The organism is Sphingobacterium sp. UBA3519 (assembly GCF_002377215.1).
Classification (GTDB): Bacteria; Bacteroidota; Bacteroidia; order Sphingobacteriales; family Sphingobacteriaceae; genus Sphingobacterium; species Sphingobacterium multivorum.
Genome location: NZ_DFPI01000025.1, coordinates 127,873 through 145,052, shown reverse-complemented (window position 1 = coordinate 145,052; position 17,180 = coordinate 127,873). Strand labels below are relative to the sequence as shown.

16 protein-coding genes are annotated in these 17,180 nt (G+C 43.6%); 12 read left to right on the top strand and 4 right to left on the bottom strand.

Translation table 11 applies throughout. The features are described from left to right. Nucleotides 1-25: 25 nt before the first annotated feature. Nucleotides 26-823, bottom strand: coding sequence for an SMP-30/gluconolactonase/LRE family protein (locus tag B3297_RS15910; RefSeq protein ID WP_286769759.1), 798 nt, complete (start codon nucleotides 821-823; stop codon nucleotides 26-28). 160 nt (nucleotides 824-983) lie between these two features. Here B3297_RS15910 and B3297_RS15905 point away from each other — a divergent pair, with 160 nt between their 5' ends. From B3297_RS15905 to B3297_RS15875, 7 genes are read left to right on the top strand one after another with little or no spacing between them, the layout of a single operon-like run. Further along, complete coding sequence (locus tag B3297_RS15905; protein ID WP_046675766.1) at nucleotides 984-2,306, top strand: aspartate aminotransferase family protein; 1,323 nt, start codon at nucleotides 984-986, stop codon at nucleotides 2,304-2,306. A 9-nt stretch (nucleotides 2,307-2,315) separates the two neighbouring features. Then, nucleotides 2,316-3,494, top strand: a complete 1,179-nt coding sequence (dgoD, locus tag B3297_RS15900) for a galactonate dehydratase (RefSeq protein ID WP_286769758.1) — start codon at nucleotides 2,316-2,318, stop codon at nucleotides 3,492-3,494. Nucleotides 3,495-3,510: 16 nt separating this feature from the next. Next, nucleotides 3,511-4,278, top strand: a complete 768-nt coding sequence (locus B3297_RS15895) for an SDR family NAD(P)-dependent oxidoreductase (RefSeq protein WP_286754378.1) — start codon at nucleotides 3,511-3,513, stop codon at nucleotides 4,276-4,278. A 3-nt stretch (nucleotides 4,279-4,281) separates the two neighbouring features. After that, the gene (locus tag B3297_RS15890; protein WP_286769757.1) at nucleotides 4,282-5,673 is read left to right on the top strand and encodes a hypothetical protein; all 1,392 of its coding nucleotides are present in this window, start codon (nucleotides 4,282-4,284) and stop codon (nucleotides 5,671-5,673) included. Continuing rightward, nucleotides 5,654-7,219 carry an SLC5 family protein gene (locus B3297_RS15885; protein WP_286754380.1) on the top strand — a complete coding sequence of 522 codons (1,566 nt, stop codon included), beginning with the start codon at nucleotides 5,654-5,656 and terminating at the stop codon, nucleotides 7,217-7,219. Before B3297_RS15890 ends, B3297_RS15885 begins: the two co-directional genes overlap by 20 nt. 40 nt (nucleotides 7,220-7,259) lie before the next feature. Then, a complete protein-coding gene (locus B3297_RS15880) occupies nucleotides 7,260-8,471 on the top strand; it encodes a M20 metallopeptidase family protein (protein ID WP_286769756.1) in 1,212 nt (403 codons plus the stop codon). Next, nucleotides 8,464-9,435: a Gfo/Idh/MocA family protein gene (locus tag B3297_RS15875; protein WP_286779127.1), complete on the top strand. Its 972-nt coding sequence runs from the start codon at nucleotides 8,464-8,466 to the stop codon at nucleotides 9,433-9,435. The genes B3297_RS15880 and B3297_RS15875 overlap by 8 nt, the downstream gene beginning before the upstream one ends. 18 nt (nucleotides 9,436-9,453) lie before the next feature. On the opposite strand, the gene B3297_RS15870 is transcribed toward B3297_RS15875, so the two are convergent. From B3297_RS15870 to B3297_RS15860, 3 genes are read right to left on the bottom strand one after another with little or no spacing between them, the layout of a single operon-like run. Continuing rightward, nucleotides 9,454-10,131, bottom strand: a complete 678-nt coding sequence (locus B3297_RS15870; protein ID WP_070569578.1) for a YiiX family permuted papain-like enzyme — start codon at nucleotides 10,129-10,131, stop codon at nucleotides 9,454-9,456. A 15-nt stretch (nucleotides 10,132-10,146) separates the two neighbouring features. Next, the gene (locus B3297_RS15865) at nucleotides 10,147-11,052 is read right to left on the bottom strand and encodes a hypothetical protein (protein ID WP_286779126.1); all 906 of its coding nucleotides are present in this window, start codon (nucleotides 11,050-11,052) and stop codon (nucleotides 10,147-10,149) included. Between the two features lie 53 nt (nucleotides 11,053-11,105). Further along, on the bottom strand, nucleotides 11,106-11,597 hold the full coding sequence (locus B3297_RS15860; RefSeq protein ID WP_112374175.1) for a hypothetical protein: 492 nt from the start codon (nucleotides 11,595-11,597) through the stop codon (nucleotides 11,106-11,108). A gap of 667 nt (nucleotides 11,598-12,264) precedes the next feature. On the opposite strand from B3297_RS15860, the gene B3297_RS15855 reads away from it, so the two are divergent. The 5 genes from B3297_RS15855 (at nucleotide 12,265) to B3297_RS15835 (ending at nucleotide 17,139) form a co-directional block, all read left to right on the top strand. Further along, nucleotides 12,265-13,077 (top strand): ribose-phosphate pyrophosphokinase, encoded by an 813-nt coding sequence (locus B3297_RS15855; RefSeq protein WP_115048038.1) that lies wholly within the window; start codon nucleotides 12,265-12,267, stop codon nucleotides 13,075-13,077. Between the two features lie 4 nt (nucleotides 13,078-13,081). After that, on the top strand, nucleotides 13,082-14,578 hold the full coding sequence (locus tag B3297_RS15850) for a nicotinate phosphoribosyltransferase (RefSeq protein ID WP_201649465.1): 1,497 nt from the start codon (nucleotides 13,082-13,084) through the stop codon (nucleotides 14,576-14,578). Continuing rightward, on the top strand, nucleotides 14,568-15,350 hold the full coding sequence (gene nadE / locus B3297_RS15845) for an NAD(+) synthase (protein WP_286769753.1): 783 nt from the start codon (nucleotides 14,568-14,570) through the stop codon (nucleotides 15,348-15,350). The genes B3297_RS15850 and nadE overlap by 11 nt, the downstream gene beginning before the upstream one ends. A gap of 154 nt (nucleotides 15,351-15,504) precedes the next feature. Next, entirely contained in the window at nucleotides 15,505-16,431 is a 927-nt protein-coding gene (locus tag B3297_RS15840) for a hypothetical protein (RefSeq protein ID WP_286769752.1), read from the top strand. A gap of 3 nt (nucleotides 16,432-16,434) precedes the next feature. Further along, the gene (locus B3297_RS15835) at nucleotides 16,435-17,139 is read left to right on the top strand and encodes an NUDIX hydrolase (RefSeq protein ID WP_201639418.1); all 705 of its coding nucleotides are present in this window, start codon (nucleotides 16,435-16,437) and stop codon (nucleotides 17,137-17,139) included. Nucleotides 17,140-17,180: the final 41 nt, after the last annotated feature.

Genomic DNA, 17,180 nt, shown 5'->3' with positions numbered 1-17,180 from the left:
TGGATTTTTATAGGGGGTCTATTGTTTACAATAGACCCTTTTTTGTGCTGTTCCACTGCAACAATTGCCCTTTTTCAGCTTCTGTAATCATAAGTCCCTGAATGCCTTTTGGGTCTAAAGCACAATTTGTCGGATTCTTTCCCGGCGTAGGTATTTTCTCGGTCGTCTTGTTTTTGGTATCAATGGATAGGATATGTTGCGATCCATAGATAGCGGCATAAAGCTGGTTATCCTGATCGAAGGCAATTCCATCTGGGCCAATAAGACCACCTGTTTCGATGAATTTTTCGATGTTCTCCACCTGTTGTGTCAAGCTGTTCCAGTGCATTTTCCAGATCCATTTTGTACCCGTTTCAGCGACAAAAAGTGTGCAGTTGTCTGCTGCAAAGGCTAATCCGTTTGGGTAAAAAAGACCTGTGTGGATCTTCGTAAGCGCACCATGTTTATGTAGACAGCAGATGTAGCCTGTACCATCTTCCAGGTCATTTCCCGGGCAGGAGAATAATAGGTTCCCTTCGGTATCAAAACATAAGTCGTTGGGCATTTTTAATGGCTTTCCTGCGATTTTCGTAGCTATTGTTGTGCAGGTTTTGTCGAAGGGATCATAGCAACGGATGCTGTTTTGTTGTGAGTCGCAAAACCATATTATGCCGTTTTTATCGATTGCAATGCCGTTGGGATGTCCATTCACAGCTATTCTGCTATACTGATTGTCTTTGTAATAGATCAAGTTTCCTGCTTCTTTCTCCACAAGCCATATACCACCCTCCCGGTCGAAAGCGGGGCCTTCTGGAAAAAGAAGTCCTTCAATGAGAATATTCATTTTTAAAAATTTTAAAATTTATTTTAAATGTATACAAAAATATTGTAATTTGGTATACATAAAATAAGGTGTATTTAAATACAAATTATTGATGACTGCAACATGTGTGGCGGTGATCGTCCAATTATAACAATAACAAATAGCAAAACTTTTAATAGGCATGCAAGAAAATGAAAAATCAGCCGCGATACTGCGGGAGAATGCAAGATGGATACCGGGTGGAGTGGTGTCCTTAAATCGGAAGTCAGATCCGAATATCTGCTTCGTCAAAGGGAATGGTAGTTTGGTCGAAGATATTGACGGGAACAGCTACATAGATTATCAGGCTGGATTTGCAGCATCCTTTCTGGGGCATAATGATCCTGACGTGAACGCTGCAGTGTTACAGACCTTGCAGGAACAGCAGGTATTGATGGGGGCTGGGCCAACCTTACTCGAAGGAGAGTTTGCGGAGCTTTTTTGTCAGTCTGTTCCTTCGGTGGAGAGTGTTCAGATTACAACGACAGGATCGGAAGCGACTTACCATGCCATCCGTATTGCTCGTGCGGTAACAGGCCGTGATCATGTGATTGTTATGCAGGGGGGCTACAATGGCTGGCATAACGATGTGGCCTGCAATGTGATCAGTCAACGTGCAGATGTGGGTTCATATCAAAGTCCGGGGGAATATCCATTCGATTCATTGAGTGCTGGCGTTCCCAAAAATCACAGCGATTTAGTACACATTGTCAACTACAACGATTTGGAAAGTGTGCTGTATGTGGTTCAAAAATATGATGTTGCCTGTATTCTGTTGGAACCGATTCTTCAGAATATCGGGATTGTGAAGCCAAAGGAAGGTTATTTGGAAGGCTTACGCAACATGGCCGACGCGCATGGATTTCTGTTGATCTTTGATGAAGTGAAAACCGGATTCAGACATGCGCTGGGTGGCTATCAGTCCATCTGTGGTATTCAGCCCGATCTTTCAACCTTCGGAAAGGCGGTTGCAAACGGCTACCCATTGGGGGTTATTGCAGGGAAGAAAAAATATATGGATTACTTTGTGGATCCTGATAAGTCGAAGCGCGTTATGATTGCCGGTACCTTTAATGCTTTTCCGCTAACGACGGCGGCGGCGATTGCGACTTTGAAAAAATTAGGAAGCGCTGAGCACCGCGTTTATGAGCACGTAGAGGCGCTTGGTGCGCGTTTGGAGCAAGGATATAAGGAAATATTTCCTAAATTAGGCGTACCGTTTTATGTCGCACGCCAAGGATCTGCCTTCTGTACATATTTTATGGACCATGCGCCAGTCAATTTTCATGATATTTTGGATAACCACAATTTTGAGCTGGATACCCAATATCGAAAAAAGCTCATAAAAGAGGGGATTTTCAATTTCCCGGCACCAATTAAACAAGGAAGTATCTCCTTTGCGCATACGGAGGATGATATCGACAGAACGTTGGAGGCAACTGAACGCGTAATAAAAAGTTTGTAAACCCTAACTATGAAAATAACCGCTATTGAAACCTTTGTATGCCATGCGCGCATGCGAAATTGGATTTTTGTCAAAATTATGACCGACCAGCCCGGGCTTTGGGGATGGGGCGAAGCCACATTGGAATGGCATACGCAAAGTGTGGTCGGAGCTATCAAGGATATTTCTCAATTGTTGATCGGCGAAGATCCGCGTCGTATTGAATACCTGTGGCAGATGATGTATAGACAACATTTCTGGCATGGAAACGGTATCGTTCGCGGTACGGCCATCAGTGGTATCGATATCGCCTTATGGGATATCTTAGGTAAAATTCACAATGTCCCTTGTCATGAGCTGTGGGGAGGTCGTGTACGTGACTATATCCGTTTGTATTGTCATTTAGGTGGAGGTCGCATGGAGGATTTTTATGAGACTGCTCCGGACGATGCCAAGCGATTTGGGGATCTGGCGCTAAAAGCTGTTGAGGAGGGTTTTACTGCTTTTAAATCGATGGCTGTTCCAGAGACGATGTCGTTGGAAGGTCTTCGTCCCATTAAATATGCTGAAGCTTGTGTGAAGGCCATGCGTGATGCTGTCGGCGACGATATTGATATTATGGTGGATTGCCACGCGCGGCCAAGCCCACGTATGGGGATGCAATTTGCGAAAGCCTTGGAGCCCTATGGCCTGTATTTCTTTGAAGAGCCATGCTGGCCAGAGACCATGGAAGATATTGCTTTGATTCAACGGGCGGTGACGACACCTATTGCTTCAGGCGAACGTTTGATCGGAGTGCATGCCTTTCGGGATATGCTCGAAAAGCGCGCCGTAAGTGTTATACAGCCTGATATTACACATTGTGGCGGTCTGACTGAAGCGCGTAAAATTGGAGCTTTGGCCGATGCTTACCGTGTATCTATGGCACCACATAATCCACAGGGCCCCGTGAGTACGGCTGCTTCCATTGAGCTGGGATTTGCAACACCATCTTATATTATTTGTGAAAGTGTGCATAAGGACGTCGAATGGCGTCAGGACGTCGTTACCGAAGGGTTTACGGTTCAAGAGAAAGGGCGGATTGTCCTTCCGAATAAGCGCGCCGGTTTGGGTATTGAAATCAATGAAGAAGAGGTAAAGAAACACCCTTTTCAACAGGAAATATTGCAGCGAACCTTTTATAAAGACGGTAGTGTAGGGGATTGGTAGTCTAAAAATAGCGATAATGGAGGAATATAAGAATAAGGTCGTCTTGATCAGTGGGGGACTTGGCGATATCGGAAGGGCTATGGCTGAAGCATTTTTGACCCAGCAGGCCATTGTATGCATCTCGGATCGGTTTGAACCACAGGTGGCTAGCGAGCGATGGCCCTTGTTGGATGCCCCTGGAGCGCGTCTATTTTATGATCAGGTCGATGTAGCGGATGCCGGGCAGGTGGACGCCTGGGTGACACGGATAAGACAGGAGCTGGGGGCAATTTCCATCTGTATCGCGAATGCAGCATGCGTTACGATTAAAGATTTCAGCACGTTAAGCAATGCGGAATGGAAGAATGAAATGGCCGTTAATCTCGACGGTTCATTCTTCTTGGCGAATGCCTGTGCAAAGTCATTTGTGGAGAATGAGATCGCAGGTTCGATCGTTTTTATGGGCAGCTGGGCGGCACACGCCGTACATCAAAATTTACCGGCATATAGTGTCTCTAAGGCTGGCCTGCGTATGCTTTGCCAGGCCATGGCTCTTGAATATGCAGCATACGGAATTCGTGTCAACGAGATTGCACCAGGCTATGTCAATGCGGGCTTGAGCAAAGTGGTCTGGTCATCAAATGCCGAACTTCAAATGAAAGCAAAGGCTGTGGTGCCACTTGGTCAGATTATAGAAGCTGAAGAGGTTGCAAAACAGGTACTTTGGATCTGTTCGGACAATTGTAAACATATGACTGGTACCGCAATTGTGATGGATGGTGGACTGTCCTTGATTAGACCCTAATGTATGAAACAGAAAGACCTCTTGAAAGAAACGACCGGTAGCTTGTACGCACGATTTGGACTTAGCCAGTGTGATATTACTCCACCGGTCGGCATCTATTCCCGTAATTGGGGTGCAGCTGCATTTGACCAGGCAACCGCTGTTCACCAACCTCTGTTGATGCATTGTTTAGCTATGCAATCCTGCGATGGCTTGCCCGCAATTCTGCTAACCGCCGATTTGGGCTGGTGGAAAAATGCAGCTGATGAACAAAATTTGCGATTAGCACTGCTCAGTCATTTTAATCTGGCTGAATCGCAGCTGATTTTTGCGCTGTCGCATACCCATGCCGGGCCAAGCATCTGTTCGACAGATGCAGCACAACCTGGAGGTGAACTGATTTCGCCCTACCTTGAATTCCTCAAACAACAGGCGATATATTGCATCGAAACGGCACTAAGTGGGCTGTTTAACGGCAGCCTAACCTGGAATTATGGTGTATGCGATTTGGCCAGCAACCGCGATCTGAAAGTCGATGATCATTATCTGATTGGCTACAATCCATTGAAAGAAGCGGATACAACCTTGTTGGTCGGGCGGTTGTATGATGAAACTGAAAGCTTAAAAGCAGTTATTTGTAATTATGCCTGCCACCCAACCAGCTTTGCCCACGAGAATGATTTGCTCTCGCCCGATTTTGTTGGCGAGATGCGGAATACAGTAGAGCGCTCTTTATCCGTGCCTTGTCTTTTTTTACAGGGTGCATCCGGTGATTTGGCTCCGCGGAGACAGTATGTAAAAGATCCGGCACTGGTTGAAGCCAACGGGAAGCAGTTGGGCTATGCGGTGCTCGCGACGCTGGCCCAGGAACAGCGTAGTCATAAAAATTGGATTTTTAAGGAATCTTTGATCTCGGGGGCGCCACTGGCCTGTTGGGGATTTCGGGAACAGCGCGCTTCAACCGATTTTAAGCAAAGGGTATTATCGATCAAAGTACCTTACAAAAAGCTACCGAGTCCCGAAGCAATTTTGAGTGAATACGAAGGCTGTACGGACCGTGTTATGAAAGATCGCCTTTGGCGAAAATATAATACCCGCAAATCCATCGGCGATCAAGAGGATGCTGTTATTCCGGTGTGGATCTGGAAAATGGGAGATGCTGTGTTGGTGGCGCAGGCCAACGAAGCTTATTCCTGTTATCAAATCGAAGTAAGAGCCGAATTTCCAGATCATACGATCGTTTTTATCAATATCGCGAATGGGTATGTGGGGTACCTTGCACCGAAAGAGCTTTATGATAAGGATATTTATGCCGTGTGGCAAAGCCCCTATGCCAGCGGCGGTCTTGAAATACTTATTGAACAAACTAAATTAGGAATTCAAACATTATTGACCGATGAAACTCGATTGGATTGACGTCATTATTTTTGCCGTGTATATTATTGGTATAGTGGTATTGGGCTTATACGCTTCGAAAAAAAACTCCGCCTCGAAGCGGGACTATTTTCTTGCGGGCGATAAGCTGCCCTGGTGGATGATCGGGGGTAGTATCATCGCAGCAAATATCAGCAGTCATCATCTCGTTGGCGCTATGGGCGCCGCTTATAGTCGTGGTTTTGTAGCCATTACCCTGGAGTGGGGCGCGATTCTAATCGGTTTTAATGCATTATTGTGGATATTTCTTCCCTTTTATATCCGCAACGGTTTCTATACGATACCTGAATACCTCGAAAAGAGATACGGCAACGCTACCCGTGTACTTTATGCAATTTTGATCTTGTTTACTTATGTGTTTGTGGAGATTGGGGCAGTTCTTTATTTGGGCGGTCTGTCGCTGCACGCTTTATTCGGCATTCCTATTTTATACAGCATTTTTGGAATGGCAATTCTGACCGGTTTATATACCGTATTAGGTGGGCTAAAAGCGGTGATATGGACAGAGATGGTGCAGCTTGTCATTTTGGTGTTGGGGGGAATTGTACTAACTTTTGCCACCATTGATGCAGCAGGGGGATTTCAGTCGGTCATAGACTCATCGAAAGATTGGAAAATGTTTTATCCTGCTTCTGATCCTGATTTTCCCTGGACCATGTACTTAGGCGGATTGTTGTGTATCAGTGTGTTTTATTGTGCGACAAACCAGTTTATTGTGCAGCGCGTATTAGCGGCAAAAAATGAATGGCATGGGCGTATGGGAGTTATCTTTGGTGACTATCTTAAATTTTTGGTTCCATTGATTATTACTATTCCGGCATTGGTGGCTCCAAAATTCCTACCTCATCTCGATCAGCCCGATTTGCTGTTTGCAACACTCGTGGAAACCTTACTGCCCAAAGGTCTGGTAGGGTTGGTGATGGCAGGATTAATTTCGGCGATCATGTCCCACATTTCAGGAGCGATCAATTCCTGTACAACAATTCTGACCGTGGATATCTATAGCCAGTATATTAATAAAAATGCAAGCGACTACGAAGCGGTCCGTTTTGGTAAGCGCGCCGGCGTTGCTATTATCGTACTCGGGATCATGAGTGCGGTTGTACTGATCAGTTATTCGGATAAGCCGGTTTTCCTTTATTTGATGAATCTGTATGGTCTTTTCACGCCAGGCATCGCAACAATGTTTTTAATGGGGGTATTTTGGAAAAGAACCACATCGCAGGGTGCTTTAACAGCAGGTTTACTGACAATTCCCCTTTCTTTACTTTTGGAATACACCTTACCTGAAATGCCGTTTTTTAATAGAACAGGCATTGTATTCTGGACTTGTATGCTTGCTTGTGCTGTGGTCAGTTTGTTGACACCAGCGGTCGCCGAAGCAAGATTAAAAAATCTGGTGTTGACGGGCGATTCTTTTCAGGTACCGGATCAGGATAAAGCCGCTTACCGTGGTTTTCGGAATCCGACCTTATGGTGGATTATTATAACGGTGTTGGTGCTTTATTTTTATGTACGTTATTTTTAGCTTAACTTGTTGACCTGTTATACTCTTAAAACTTATCCAGATGATCGACCCAATATTGAAAGAATTAAATGCCAAGATAGCGACTGTTTTTCCAAAAATCGTTGCAATGCGCCGACATATCCATCAGCATCCTGAATTGTCTTTTCAAGAATACGAGACAAGTGCCTATATTCAGCAACAACTTCGCGAACTGGGTATACCATTCGAGCTTGTCGCTCAGACAGGTGTTGTGGCTGTACTGACCGGACAAAAATCGGCGAGCGATGATATTGTGGTATTACGGGCTGATATTGATGCTTTGCCGATACATGAGCAAAATGATGTGGACTATAAATCGAGGAATAGCGGTGTCATGCATGCTTGTGGCCATGATTTTCATACGGCTAATCTCTTGGGGGCGGCGTCCATATTAAATGATTATAAAACGGAGTTTTCTGGTAAAATTATACTACTATTTCAGCCTGCTGAGGAAAAGATTCCGGGCGGAGCGATTCAGGTTTTGGAATCCGGTATGCTGGAATCTTTTGGTGGAACGATTAAAGCTGTGCTGGGGTTACATGTAAGTCCCCGTGTTTCTGTAGGAAAAGTCGGTTTACGTTCGGGCCGCTTTATGGCCTCGAGCGACGAATTCTATTTCACCATTAAGGGACGTGGTGGCCATGCCGCGGAGCCACATCGGGCTGTTGATTCCATTATGATCGGCGCGCAGTTACTCACCACCTTACAGCAAGTTGTCAGCCGGAAAGCCAACCCCGATGTGCCGTCTGTATTGACCTTTGGTCGTTTCATTGGGGATGGTGCTGCCAATGTTATTCCCGAGGAAGTCAAATTAGCCGGAACATTTCGTACCATGGATGAGGTATGGCGCAAGGAGGCGCTGGAAATGGTTGCTGAAATAGCGGCAACGCTTCCCGTATCGCTGGGTGCAAAGGTGGAAGTTGAAGTCCGGCATGGTTACCCCGCACTTTATAACGATCCCGCATTAACGCAAAAAGTCAAAACAATTATTGCGGAAACGATGGGGAATAGTGTGCCACAAGATCTCGAAATCTGGATGGCGGCCGAGGATTTTGCTTATTATTCTTATCGTTATCCGGCGTTGTTCATGTTGATTGGGACAAATAACGACGATTCCACCACGCAATATGGCCTTCATAATCCACAGTTCAATCTGGATGAAAAGGCTTTCGAAACATCCATGGCTGTTTTGGTCAATGCAGCTATTTCTCTTTTGAATGAATCAAATGAATAGAAAGAAATTCTTGATGTCCTCTTTTGCATTTGGACTATCCTATGCCGTTAATGCGAATAACAAGCTGTCCTCGAGGCAAGAGAAGGTAAAAAAAATAGGGATCATTGGACTGGATATTACGCACGCTGCTGCTTTTACAAGAGCGATTAATACGGCTGCCAGCAATCATCCCTATGGAAAATTCAGGGTGGTTGCGGCTTACCCCTATGGAAGCAAAACGATCCCTTTAAGTATCAAGCGTATTCCGAAAATTACAGCGGAAGTGCAACAGCTCGGGGTTTCGATCGTATCAAGTATTGCCGAACTATTGAAGAAAGTAGATTATGTACTTTTGGAGACAAATGATGGAAATCTCCATTTGGAACAGGCACTTCAAGTGATTAAAGCAAAGAAACCTTTATTTATTGACAAACCAATAGCGAATTCCTATGCGGACGCTTTCAAAATTTTTGAAGCTGCAAGAAAGTATGGTTGCCCTATTTTTTCGTCAAGCTCCTTGCGTTATATTACCGGTCTTCAGGAATTGGATAGGACTAAGGTTATCGGAGCAGATATCTATTGTCCGGCAGTAACGGAACCTTCACATAAGGATTTATATTGGTACGGCATTCATGGCGTTGAAATGTTATTTGCGTTGATGGGATCGGGGTGTCTTTCGGTAAAGACTGTTCAGGAACAGGGTACCTCGTTTTATGTTGGGAACTGGGCGGATGGAAGAATTGCCTCACTTCGGGGCATTCGTGAGGGGAAGGATGATTTTGGTGGAACGGTTTTTTTGAAAGATCAGATTGTCCATTTGGGGCAATTTATGGGATACGGTCCCTTGTTGGATAAGATCCTTCCATTTTTCGAAACGGGTGTAAGTCCGGTTGACGAAAAGGAAACCCTGGCAATATGCGCCTTTATAGACGCCGCCGAAGAAAGTAAATTAAACGGCGGCAAGACGGTTCTGCTTCAAAAATAAAAAACTATGTAGGTATGCTTAATACGTATTCGCAATCGTGATCAATAACGCACTATTAAAAATCGAAGCTGGTGATATGACCGTTTCATTTAGCGGGACGCTGTTGCCGTAACGCTCTTTCAATTTGGTTTTTACTTCGGGGCTGCTTAGGTCAAAATCTTTCAGCTTTTCCAGCTTCCCAACTTCGATGCCTGCTCCACGTTGGTATATTTTCCAGATCAATTCCGAACAATATATTTTATCGTCCGACCATTCGAATGTAGCATCGTAATTTTTTCCGAGAAAATTTTTGCCGATTGATTTCATTTTGGCCAGCGTCGAATTGGTCAGTACCTGATCTGCATTTTTGAGGCGCTTGACCGCGTAATGCTGCTTTTCCCCTCGCGCAATCCAGTGTTCTAACTTAGTTACAGTTACGGGCTGTACGGCTTCCAGTACATAAGGATTACCGTTCTCATAAAAAATAATCCCACAATGGGAATACGGAGAACGCGTCGCTAATTGGATCGCTTTACATTGCGGTGAAATGGAAGACTGAAAGATCATATCACCATCTTTGAGTGGGGGCAATTTCGCATTATCTTTTGCGTGTTTGGGGGCCACTTTTTTTGGTTGAGCATGTATTGGCTCAGCAAAGATCAGTGTGACTAACATCAAGCTAATCAGCGATAGCAGGTATATAAATGTCTTTTTCATTGTTTTATTGATGACTTATTGAAATAGTTTCATGATTTTCTTTGACTTGGTCCTTTCGGCAAGTTGAAAAGCAGATAATACGTCGGATTCATATTGGTATACTTTCTCCGTGTTTGCACCGTTCTGCAAAAGATAATCTACGATTATTTTGTTTTTTATTAAGATAGCTTTTCCAAGTAATGTGCATTGTGTAAAGCTATAATCAGCTTTAATTTCATCAATACCCAGTCGGTTCAGGCTATTTAAACAAGTTTTACGGATAAAATCCATGTCGTTTTTTTCTATTGCTATCTTCAGGATTTCGAAATCATTGAATTGTCTGTTTTTAGCTAGAAATAAATGGTGAAACTGTTTGGCGATAGCGTACTGTCCCTTTTCTAAAATCCGATGAATGGCATTGCTGCTAAATTCCTCTACTGTGGAAAATCCATGCAGCTGACTAAAAAATAAAAGTATATTTTCAAAAGGGAGCTTGGCTACCTCCAGTTGCATGAGGCCGCTCAGATCGTTCGTGTCGAATAAATTCTCCATGTGTCTGAGGCTGTCCAAAGCGATAAATTGAAATTCGGGTTGATAGTCCGCGAGCCAATTGGAGGATTTGGCTATTACAAAGGTGTTGTTAGCAATCCTATAGTTGATAAAGATAGCTGGTTCAGCATAGTTGATTATTGTTATTGTACTGTCTGATAATTCATAATGTTTTGAACGAAGATGCGCTGTCGTTGCGGTGGGAAAGAGCCTGTTGAGATTGATCTGTATGGCGTATACGCCCAACTTGTCTGCATGCAAATTATAACAAAGTGTTCCTTGCTCTGTGATGTAAAAGGGTATTCTGCTCCCCGGCTGCTGCTGTGACTGAAAAACGATCTTGTTTTGGTAGGCAAATAACGATGTTGCCAGACCGGCTAGTAAGCAAAGCATGCAAAGACCTATTTTTAACCCTAAGCGATTTATGGTATAAAATGATCGCATGACTAATCGTGGTATAGCTCTAAAAACTGATTGATCTGATTGGTTAACCCAAACGATTCGGATTCCAATAAATTGATTTCAGCTTGTATCTCCATTGTAGTCGGCGACAAGGTAAGCTTTCGATAGACCTGAATATCTAGTTCCAAAACGGCTAATTGTAGTGCGAGCAGCTGTTTGCCTTCTGTAGTATGGAGTTGTAGTTCATTAAAGGCATGTTTTAATCGTTCCAATTCAGCGATTGATTTTTGGACGTCATTTTCATCGGCCTTGCCAAAGTTCGGATAGGCCTCTCCCAACGTGCGAAAAGCATCGAGGTATTCTTCCTCGGACATTTCATAAATATTCGAATAGAGCATATTGTACGCATCAATGGCGTCATAGGTTTCCGAATCCATTAAGTCTTCGCGATAGTCCTCGACCAACTGTTTGATGTCTTGAGATTCAATCTGTAAGATTGACTCAATATCCTGTTTGATAAGATTGGCTATTTCCATGCTTTATGCTTAAAGTAATCTAAAGTCCCCCGCCGGCTCACAAATTTGCTGACAAAGAATTTTTTGACTTTGGTATAGACAAAGATCTTGTTTTATCGCAAAATTTCAATCCCTATAATCAGCTAATTTTTATGGAGACTGTCGCTCAGCAGTTTTTTATCACCTGAGCATCTCCTATAGGACCTGTGCAGTCCATATTTCCATCGCATTTTTCTGTCTTGTCGCACGTATTTTTCTTTCTGCCCGTCAATCAAACGGAGAGCGGGATGCCGTGTAGCCAAACGGGGATGAGCGAGCTATCAAATTCTACCTTTTAACATTGTTTGTTCAGTGCTTGTTCAGTGATGACTCAGTGTGGACTGTATAATTAATGAATGATCACTGTCTAAATAGTGACTAAAAATTGTTATGAGATACGACTTGGTATAGGTATGCTTGGTTTAATATAGGTGAATCAGGAGATCAGCTTTAGGACCAATAGTTAGAAATGGGGGATGAATTTTAAGTAAACTAATTTTCTCTAAATTATTTGATTGATTGATAGTGTTTTATGGTGTTTTTGTGATTTTATGAGTAAAAAGTACTCAATATATTTTGCGCGCTTAAATTTAATCCTCATATTTGTTGAGTAAAAAATACTCAATAGTACAAAGTAAAATTAAAAGCTATGATCGTATTAAATAAGCAACAGGTAGTCACAGAACAATTTCCAAACGGGGAAACAAAAGTGAAAGATTTTGATCAGTTGATCTTAAAAGACAACCTTGTCGAATTTACATATCAAGAAGATGGAGACTTAATCCGCTTGCTTTTTGTCAAGAAGCGGTTGGATGAAACCGAAGCTGAAACTTGTCGGTTATTGATCCATTATATGCCCTATAGCCGTATGGATCGCAAAATAGAAGGTGATTTATTCACATTGAACTATGTGGCGGAGTTTATCAACAGTTTGCAATTTGATCAGGTGTTTGTGGTCGAACCGCATTCCCACGTTACCCTGGAACTTTTAGTGAACAGTGTTGGGGTTTATCCGGCATTGGACTGGTTGCCACAGTTGATGGAAAAGCTTGATTTTTCGGACAATGATCGGATTGTTTTCCCGGATAAAGGAGCGGCGGCACGTTACATCAACAGCGGCTATGAAAATAGCTGTGTTTTTGAGAAAAAGCGAAATCCACAAACAGGCCGGATAGAAGGGATGGAACTTAAGGCTGGAGATATTCCGCTTGGCGCAAAATGTATTATTGTCGATGACCTCTGTTCTGCAGGTGGCACATTTCTTTGGGCCGGGAAAATATTGAAAGAAATGGGAGCCAGTGCAGTTTATCTTTTGGTCACACATTGTGAAGCCCGAATTTTTAAAGGGACCCTGTTGGATGATGATTCACCAATAACCAGTGTCTTTACCACCAATTCCATGATGGATACCGAGCACCCAAAAATAAATTATATCAACTTAACGACTGAAAGTTATGTTTAAATCAATGAGCAAGAATCCAATACTTTGGACAGATGGTTATAAATTGTGTCATAAGGATCAATATCCAACACATACGGAATGGGTTTATGAGACTTGGACGCCACGCATGTCTCGCATAGAAGGTATTAGTCATGTTGTATTTTTTGGATTACAGGGAGCCTTGGCCGAAATCACCAATTCATTTGATGCAAACTTTTTTGCTCAACCGGAAGAAGAGGTCGTGGCGGCTTACGAAGAGGCAATTGCAACTGTTTTTGAAAATACAAACGCGAAGTTTGCGGCGACGCATGATTCGAAACATATTCGCGACTTACATCGGCTGGGGTATCTTCCAATCAAGGTAAATGCGTTGCAGGAAGGAAGCTTGGTTCCTGTCGGCGTACCAATGTTTACGATTGAAAATACACATCCCGATTTTTTCTGGCTTCCGGGTTACCTGGAAACACAATTATCGGCTTTTATCTGGTCACCGATGACTGCAGCGACAATCGCAGATCGCTATAAAAGGTTATTGACGGGGTTTGCCGAGAGAACGGGCGACGTCAATAAAGTCTTTACGCAGGCCGGAGATTTTTCCATGCGTGGTATGGGTTCCCCTGAAACGGCTTATCGTACGGCTGGGGGACATCTGTTGAGCTTCGGTGTCTCTGCTACATTGTCTGTTCGGGAGTATCTGAAATCCTACTATCATGCAAAAAGTGATGTAATGATGTACACCCCATCGACGGAGCACAGTGTAATGTGTTCGTACGGAGAGGACGAGGTAGAAGCATTTCGACATTTAATCACAACGGTGTATCCAAGTGGAAATATCTCCATCGTATCGGATACCTACGACCTCTGGAATGTAGTTGACAATGTATTGCCGCAATTGAAAGATCTTATTATGGCTAGGGAGGGGAAGGTTGTTATTCGTCCCGATAGTGGCGATCCTGTGAAGATTATCTGTGGCGATGCTGCATCTGATCGCAGTACTGTGCAGAAAGGTATCGTCGAACGTTTGTTTGAACTTTTTGGTGGTACGACCAACAGCAAAGGCTTTAAGGAGCTGGATCCCCATATTGGCGTAGTGTACGGTGATTCCATTACAGTCGATCGAGCGGATAAGATCTGTCAAGGTTTGCTGGATAAGGGTTTTGCCTCGACGAATACCATATTGGGCATAGGTTCGTATACCTATCAGTATGTGACACGGGATACCTTTGGCTTTGCGTTAAAAGGGACGGCTGAGATTGTCAATGGTGAGTTTAAAGCGATACAGAAACGTCCCGCTACAGATACTGGCAACTTTAAAAAGTCGCAAAAGGGGATGGTCGCTGTGGTCTTTGAAAATGACGATTTTCGTTTGATAGACGATCTTACACCGCAAACGGTCGCCGATCTGGGTGAACGAAATCTGCTGGAAACATGTTATCTGAATGGCGAATTTATACGCACAACGCGTTTTGAAGAAATAAGGAATAGATTAAGAACTGAAACAATTCGAGTATATGGAAAATAGCGTAAACAAACCGTTTTTCATCCAGGATGAAAACGTTGCACAGTATGCACAATTGATGGCATCCTGGATTGCCCAACAGGTGAAATCGGCCGACCGCAAAGGACTTGTATTGGGTATGAGTGGTGGAATAGACTGCAGTGTTGTCGCTTGCCTATGCCGGCTGGCACAGGTGGATGTCCACTTGGTGTTGATGCCGTATGGCAGTGATATGAACAAAAGTAAAAGCCATCAACATGCCATGGAGCTTATTCAGAAATTTGATTTTCCATTTCATGTATTTGACATTCAACCCGCGGTGGATGCGTTGGCCATTCATCAAGAAAAGTTTTTCGCAGAAGCTACCGCCACTAACCGCGCTTTGAGCCTTGCTAATATTCGTCCACGTGTTCGTATGACGTATTTGTATCAATTAGCACAATTGGGTAGTAGATTTGTTATTGGTACGGGGAATATGGCCGAAGCTACTGTAGGTTATTTTACGAAGTGGGGCGATGGTGCCTATGATCTGAACCCGCTGGCAATGGTTACCAAACAGGAAGTATATACCTTAGCCAAATATTTGGGGGTGCCCGAATCTATTCAGTATAAAAGTCCATCTGCTGGTCTTTGGGAGGGGCAGACCGATGAAGAGGAATTGGGTATGACCTATGCGCAAATCGATGGGTTTATTTTAAAAGGTACATCGGGCGATCCGGTTATAGACGAAATTATTCGTAAACGTATACAACAATCTGCCCACAAGTTTGCAGCGGTGCCTATATTCAAAGGTTAATTTTAAATGGTTCGAGAAGTCGACGCAAGCACTTCATAACAGGCAACAAGGGACAAAAAAGTACTATAGTGAAGATGATTTTTCACTGGAAGAAGGCTTTAATGGCTTCATCGTTCTGCGAAATGAAGGCTGCGTTGAAATAAATATAGATGTTATGAAACTGAATAACATAAAAACACAATTTGATCAGATTGTAGATGTCCAACAGATTGCCAGCGGCAAAAAGGATAATATTCCAAACATGTTGATGTTGGCACAGGAAGAAAATATACAGCCAGCAGCCTTGGATAAAAAACGAACCTTGCTATTGGCGATCGATGTCCAAAATGATTTTATGGAATCCATCGGTAGTCTTGCCGTCAACGGTTCAAAGGCCGATGTACAACGTCTGACGCAGTGGATGTACCGTAATATTGAGGCCTTAACGCAAGTCATGTGTAGTCTCGATTGCCACTCGATAAGGCAGATTTTCCATGCCGATTGGTGGCTTGACAGTGCGGGAAATCATCCGGAGCCATTCACCATTATTCGCCATGCCGATGTCTGCGATGGTATCTGGCGTGCTGCGAATGACCATACGGCCTTAGCGCTGGATTATCTCCAGCATTTGGAAGCTGAGGGAAAAAAACAATTGTGTATCTGGCCATACCATTGTCTGGAAGGGACTTCGGGGGCGCAGCTGGAGAGTCAATTTACCAATATGCTTTATTTTCACAGTGCAGCGCGTCAGGTCAAACCGATATTGGTTTATAAGGGGCAAGATCCAAATACGGAAATGTACGGTATTATCAAAGCGGAATATGACGATAATAAATTCGTAAATCATGCTGTGCTCGATGCAATTCGCGATTACGATGCGATATACATCGCCGGTGAAGCTTCCAGTCATTGTGTTTTAGCATCAACCGTGCAGATTTTGGAATATTTTGAACAAGATCGAGCGATTACGTCACGAATCACCTTATTGATCGACTGTATGTCGCCCATCGCTGGATTTGAAGCGCAGACTTTACAGCAGTTTGAGGCTTTAAAGGAGAAGTATGGAATCCAGATCAAATTGTCAACCGAAGTAACTTTGTAGCAGATGACAGCCTCCGAAAAAAAATACACATATGATTACCCAAGACCTGCTGTTACGGTTGACTGTGTAATCTTCGGCTTTGATAAAAACCAGCTTAAGGTATTATTGACCAAACGGGCAATAGAGCCTTTCTTGGGAAAATGGGCATTTCCTGGCGGTTTTATTCAGGAAGATGAGAACGCCGACGACTGTGCGCTTCGTAAACTGCAGGAGGAGGCCGGTCTCAAAGATATTTTCCTCGAACAGCTTTATACATTTTCAAACTTAGCTCGTGATCCGCGCGGAAGAGTCATTAGTATTGCCTATTATGCACTTGTCAGGCCCGATGCTTATACGTTGGAAGCAGGGGTTGATATCGATGCGGTGCAATGGTTTGGTATTGACGAAAAGTTGGATCTCGCTTTTGACCATAAACAGATCTTGAACACCGCCATACAACGGCTCAGGGGTAAAATTCGTTATCAACCAATCGGTTTTGAGCTCTTGCCCAAACAGTTTACGTTGCCCGATTTACACAATTTGTATGAAACCGTTCTGCAGCGGTCAATTGACCGTGGGAATTTTCGAAAAAAAATTCTCAGCATGGGTTTATTGATCGACCACAGCGATAAGCAAAAAGACCGGCGTGCCAGGGCTGCAAAGATCTATAGTTTTGACAGGGTAAAATATAAAGAACTTACTGAATCGGGCTTTTATTTTGAAGTATAGGTCTAACGAACGGAGCAGGCAACCATGAAATTGGCTTCTGC

What these genes read in the sequence shown, in the direction of transcription:
- B3297_RS15855 (WP_115048038.1), top strand. Translation starts at nt 12,265, where the DNA reads ATGATCGTATTAAATAAGCAACAGGTAGTCACAGAACAATTTCCAAAC.
- B3297_RS15865 (WP_286779126.1), bottom strand. Translation starts at nt 11,052, where the DNA reads ATGCTTTGCTTACTAGCCGGTCTGGCAACATCGTTATTTGCCTACCAA.
- B3297_RS15840 (WP_286769752.1), top strand. Translation starts at nt 15,505, where the DNA reads ATGAAACTGAATAACATAAAAACACAATTTGATCAGATTGTAGATGTC.
- B3297_RS15875 (WP_286779127.1), top strand. Translation starts at nt 8,464, where the DNA reads ATGAATAGAAAGAAATTCTTGATGTCCTCTTTTGCATTTGGACTATCC.
- B3297_RS15850 (WP_201649465.1), top strand. Translation starts at nt 13,082, where the DNA reads ATGAGCAAGAATCCAATACTTTGGACAGATGGTTATAAATTGTGTCAT.
- B3297_RS15870 (WP_070569578.1), bottom strand. Translation starts at nt 10,131, where the DNA reads ATGAAAAAGACATTTATATACCTGCTATCGCTGATTAGCTTGATGTTA.
- B3297_RS15905 (WP_046675766.1), top strand. Translation starts at nt 984, where the DNA reads ATGCAAGAAAATGAAAAATCAGCCGCGATACTGCGGGAGAATGCAAGA.
- B3297_RS15880 (WP_286769756.1), top strand. Translation starts at nt 7,260, where the DNA reads ATGATCGACCCAATATTGAAAGAATTAAATGCCAAGATAGCGACTGTT.
- nadE (WP_286769753.1), top strand. Translation starts at nt 14,568, where the DNA reads ATGGAAAATAGCGTAAACAAACCGTTTTTCATCCAGGATGAAAACGTT.
- B3297_RS15860 (WP_112374175.1), bottom strand. Translation starts at nt 11,597, where the DNA reads ATGGAAATAGCCAATCTTATCAAACAGGATATTGAGTCAATCTTACAG.
- B3297_RS15890 (WP_286769757.1), top strand. Translation starts at nt 4,282, where the DNA reads ATGAAACAGAAAGACCTCTTGAAAGAAACGACCGGTAGCTTGTACGCA.
- B3297_RS15895 (WP_286754378.1), top strand. Translation starts at nt 3,511, where the DNA reads ATGGAGGAATATAAGAATAAGGTCGTCTTGATCAGTGGGGGACTTGGC.
- B3297_RS15885 (WP_286754380.1), top strand. Translation starts at nt 5,654, where the DNA reads ATGAAACTCGATTGGATTGACGTCATTATTTTTGCCGTGTATATTATT.
- dgoD (WP_286769758.1), top strand. Translation starts at nt 2,316, where the DNA reads ATGAAAATAACCGCTATTGAAACCTTTGTATGCCATGCGCGCATGCGA.
- B3297_RS15910 (WP_286769759.1), bottom strand. Translation starts at nt 823, where the DNA reads ATGAATATTCTCATTGAAGGACTTCTTTTTCCAGAAGGCCCCGCTTTC.
- B3297_RS15835 (WP_201639418.1), top strand. Translation starts at nt 16,435, where the DNA reads ATGACAGCCTCCGAAAAAAAATACACATATGATTACCCAAGACCTGCT.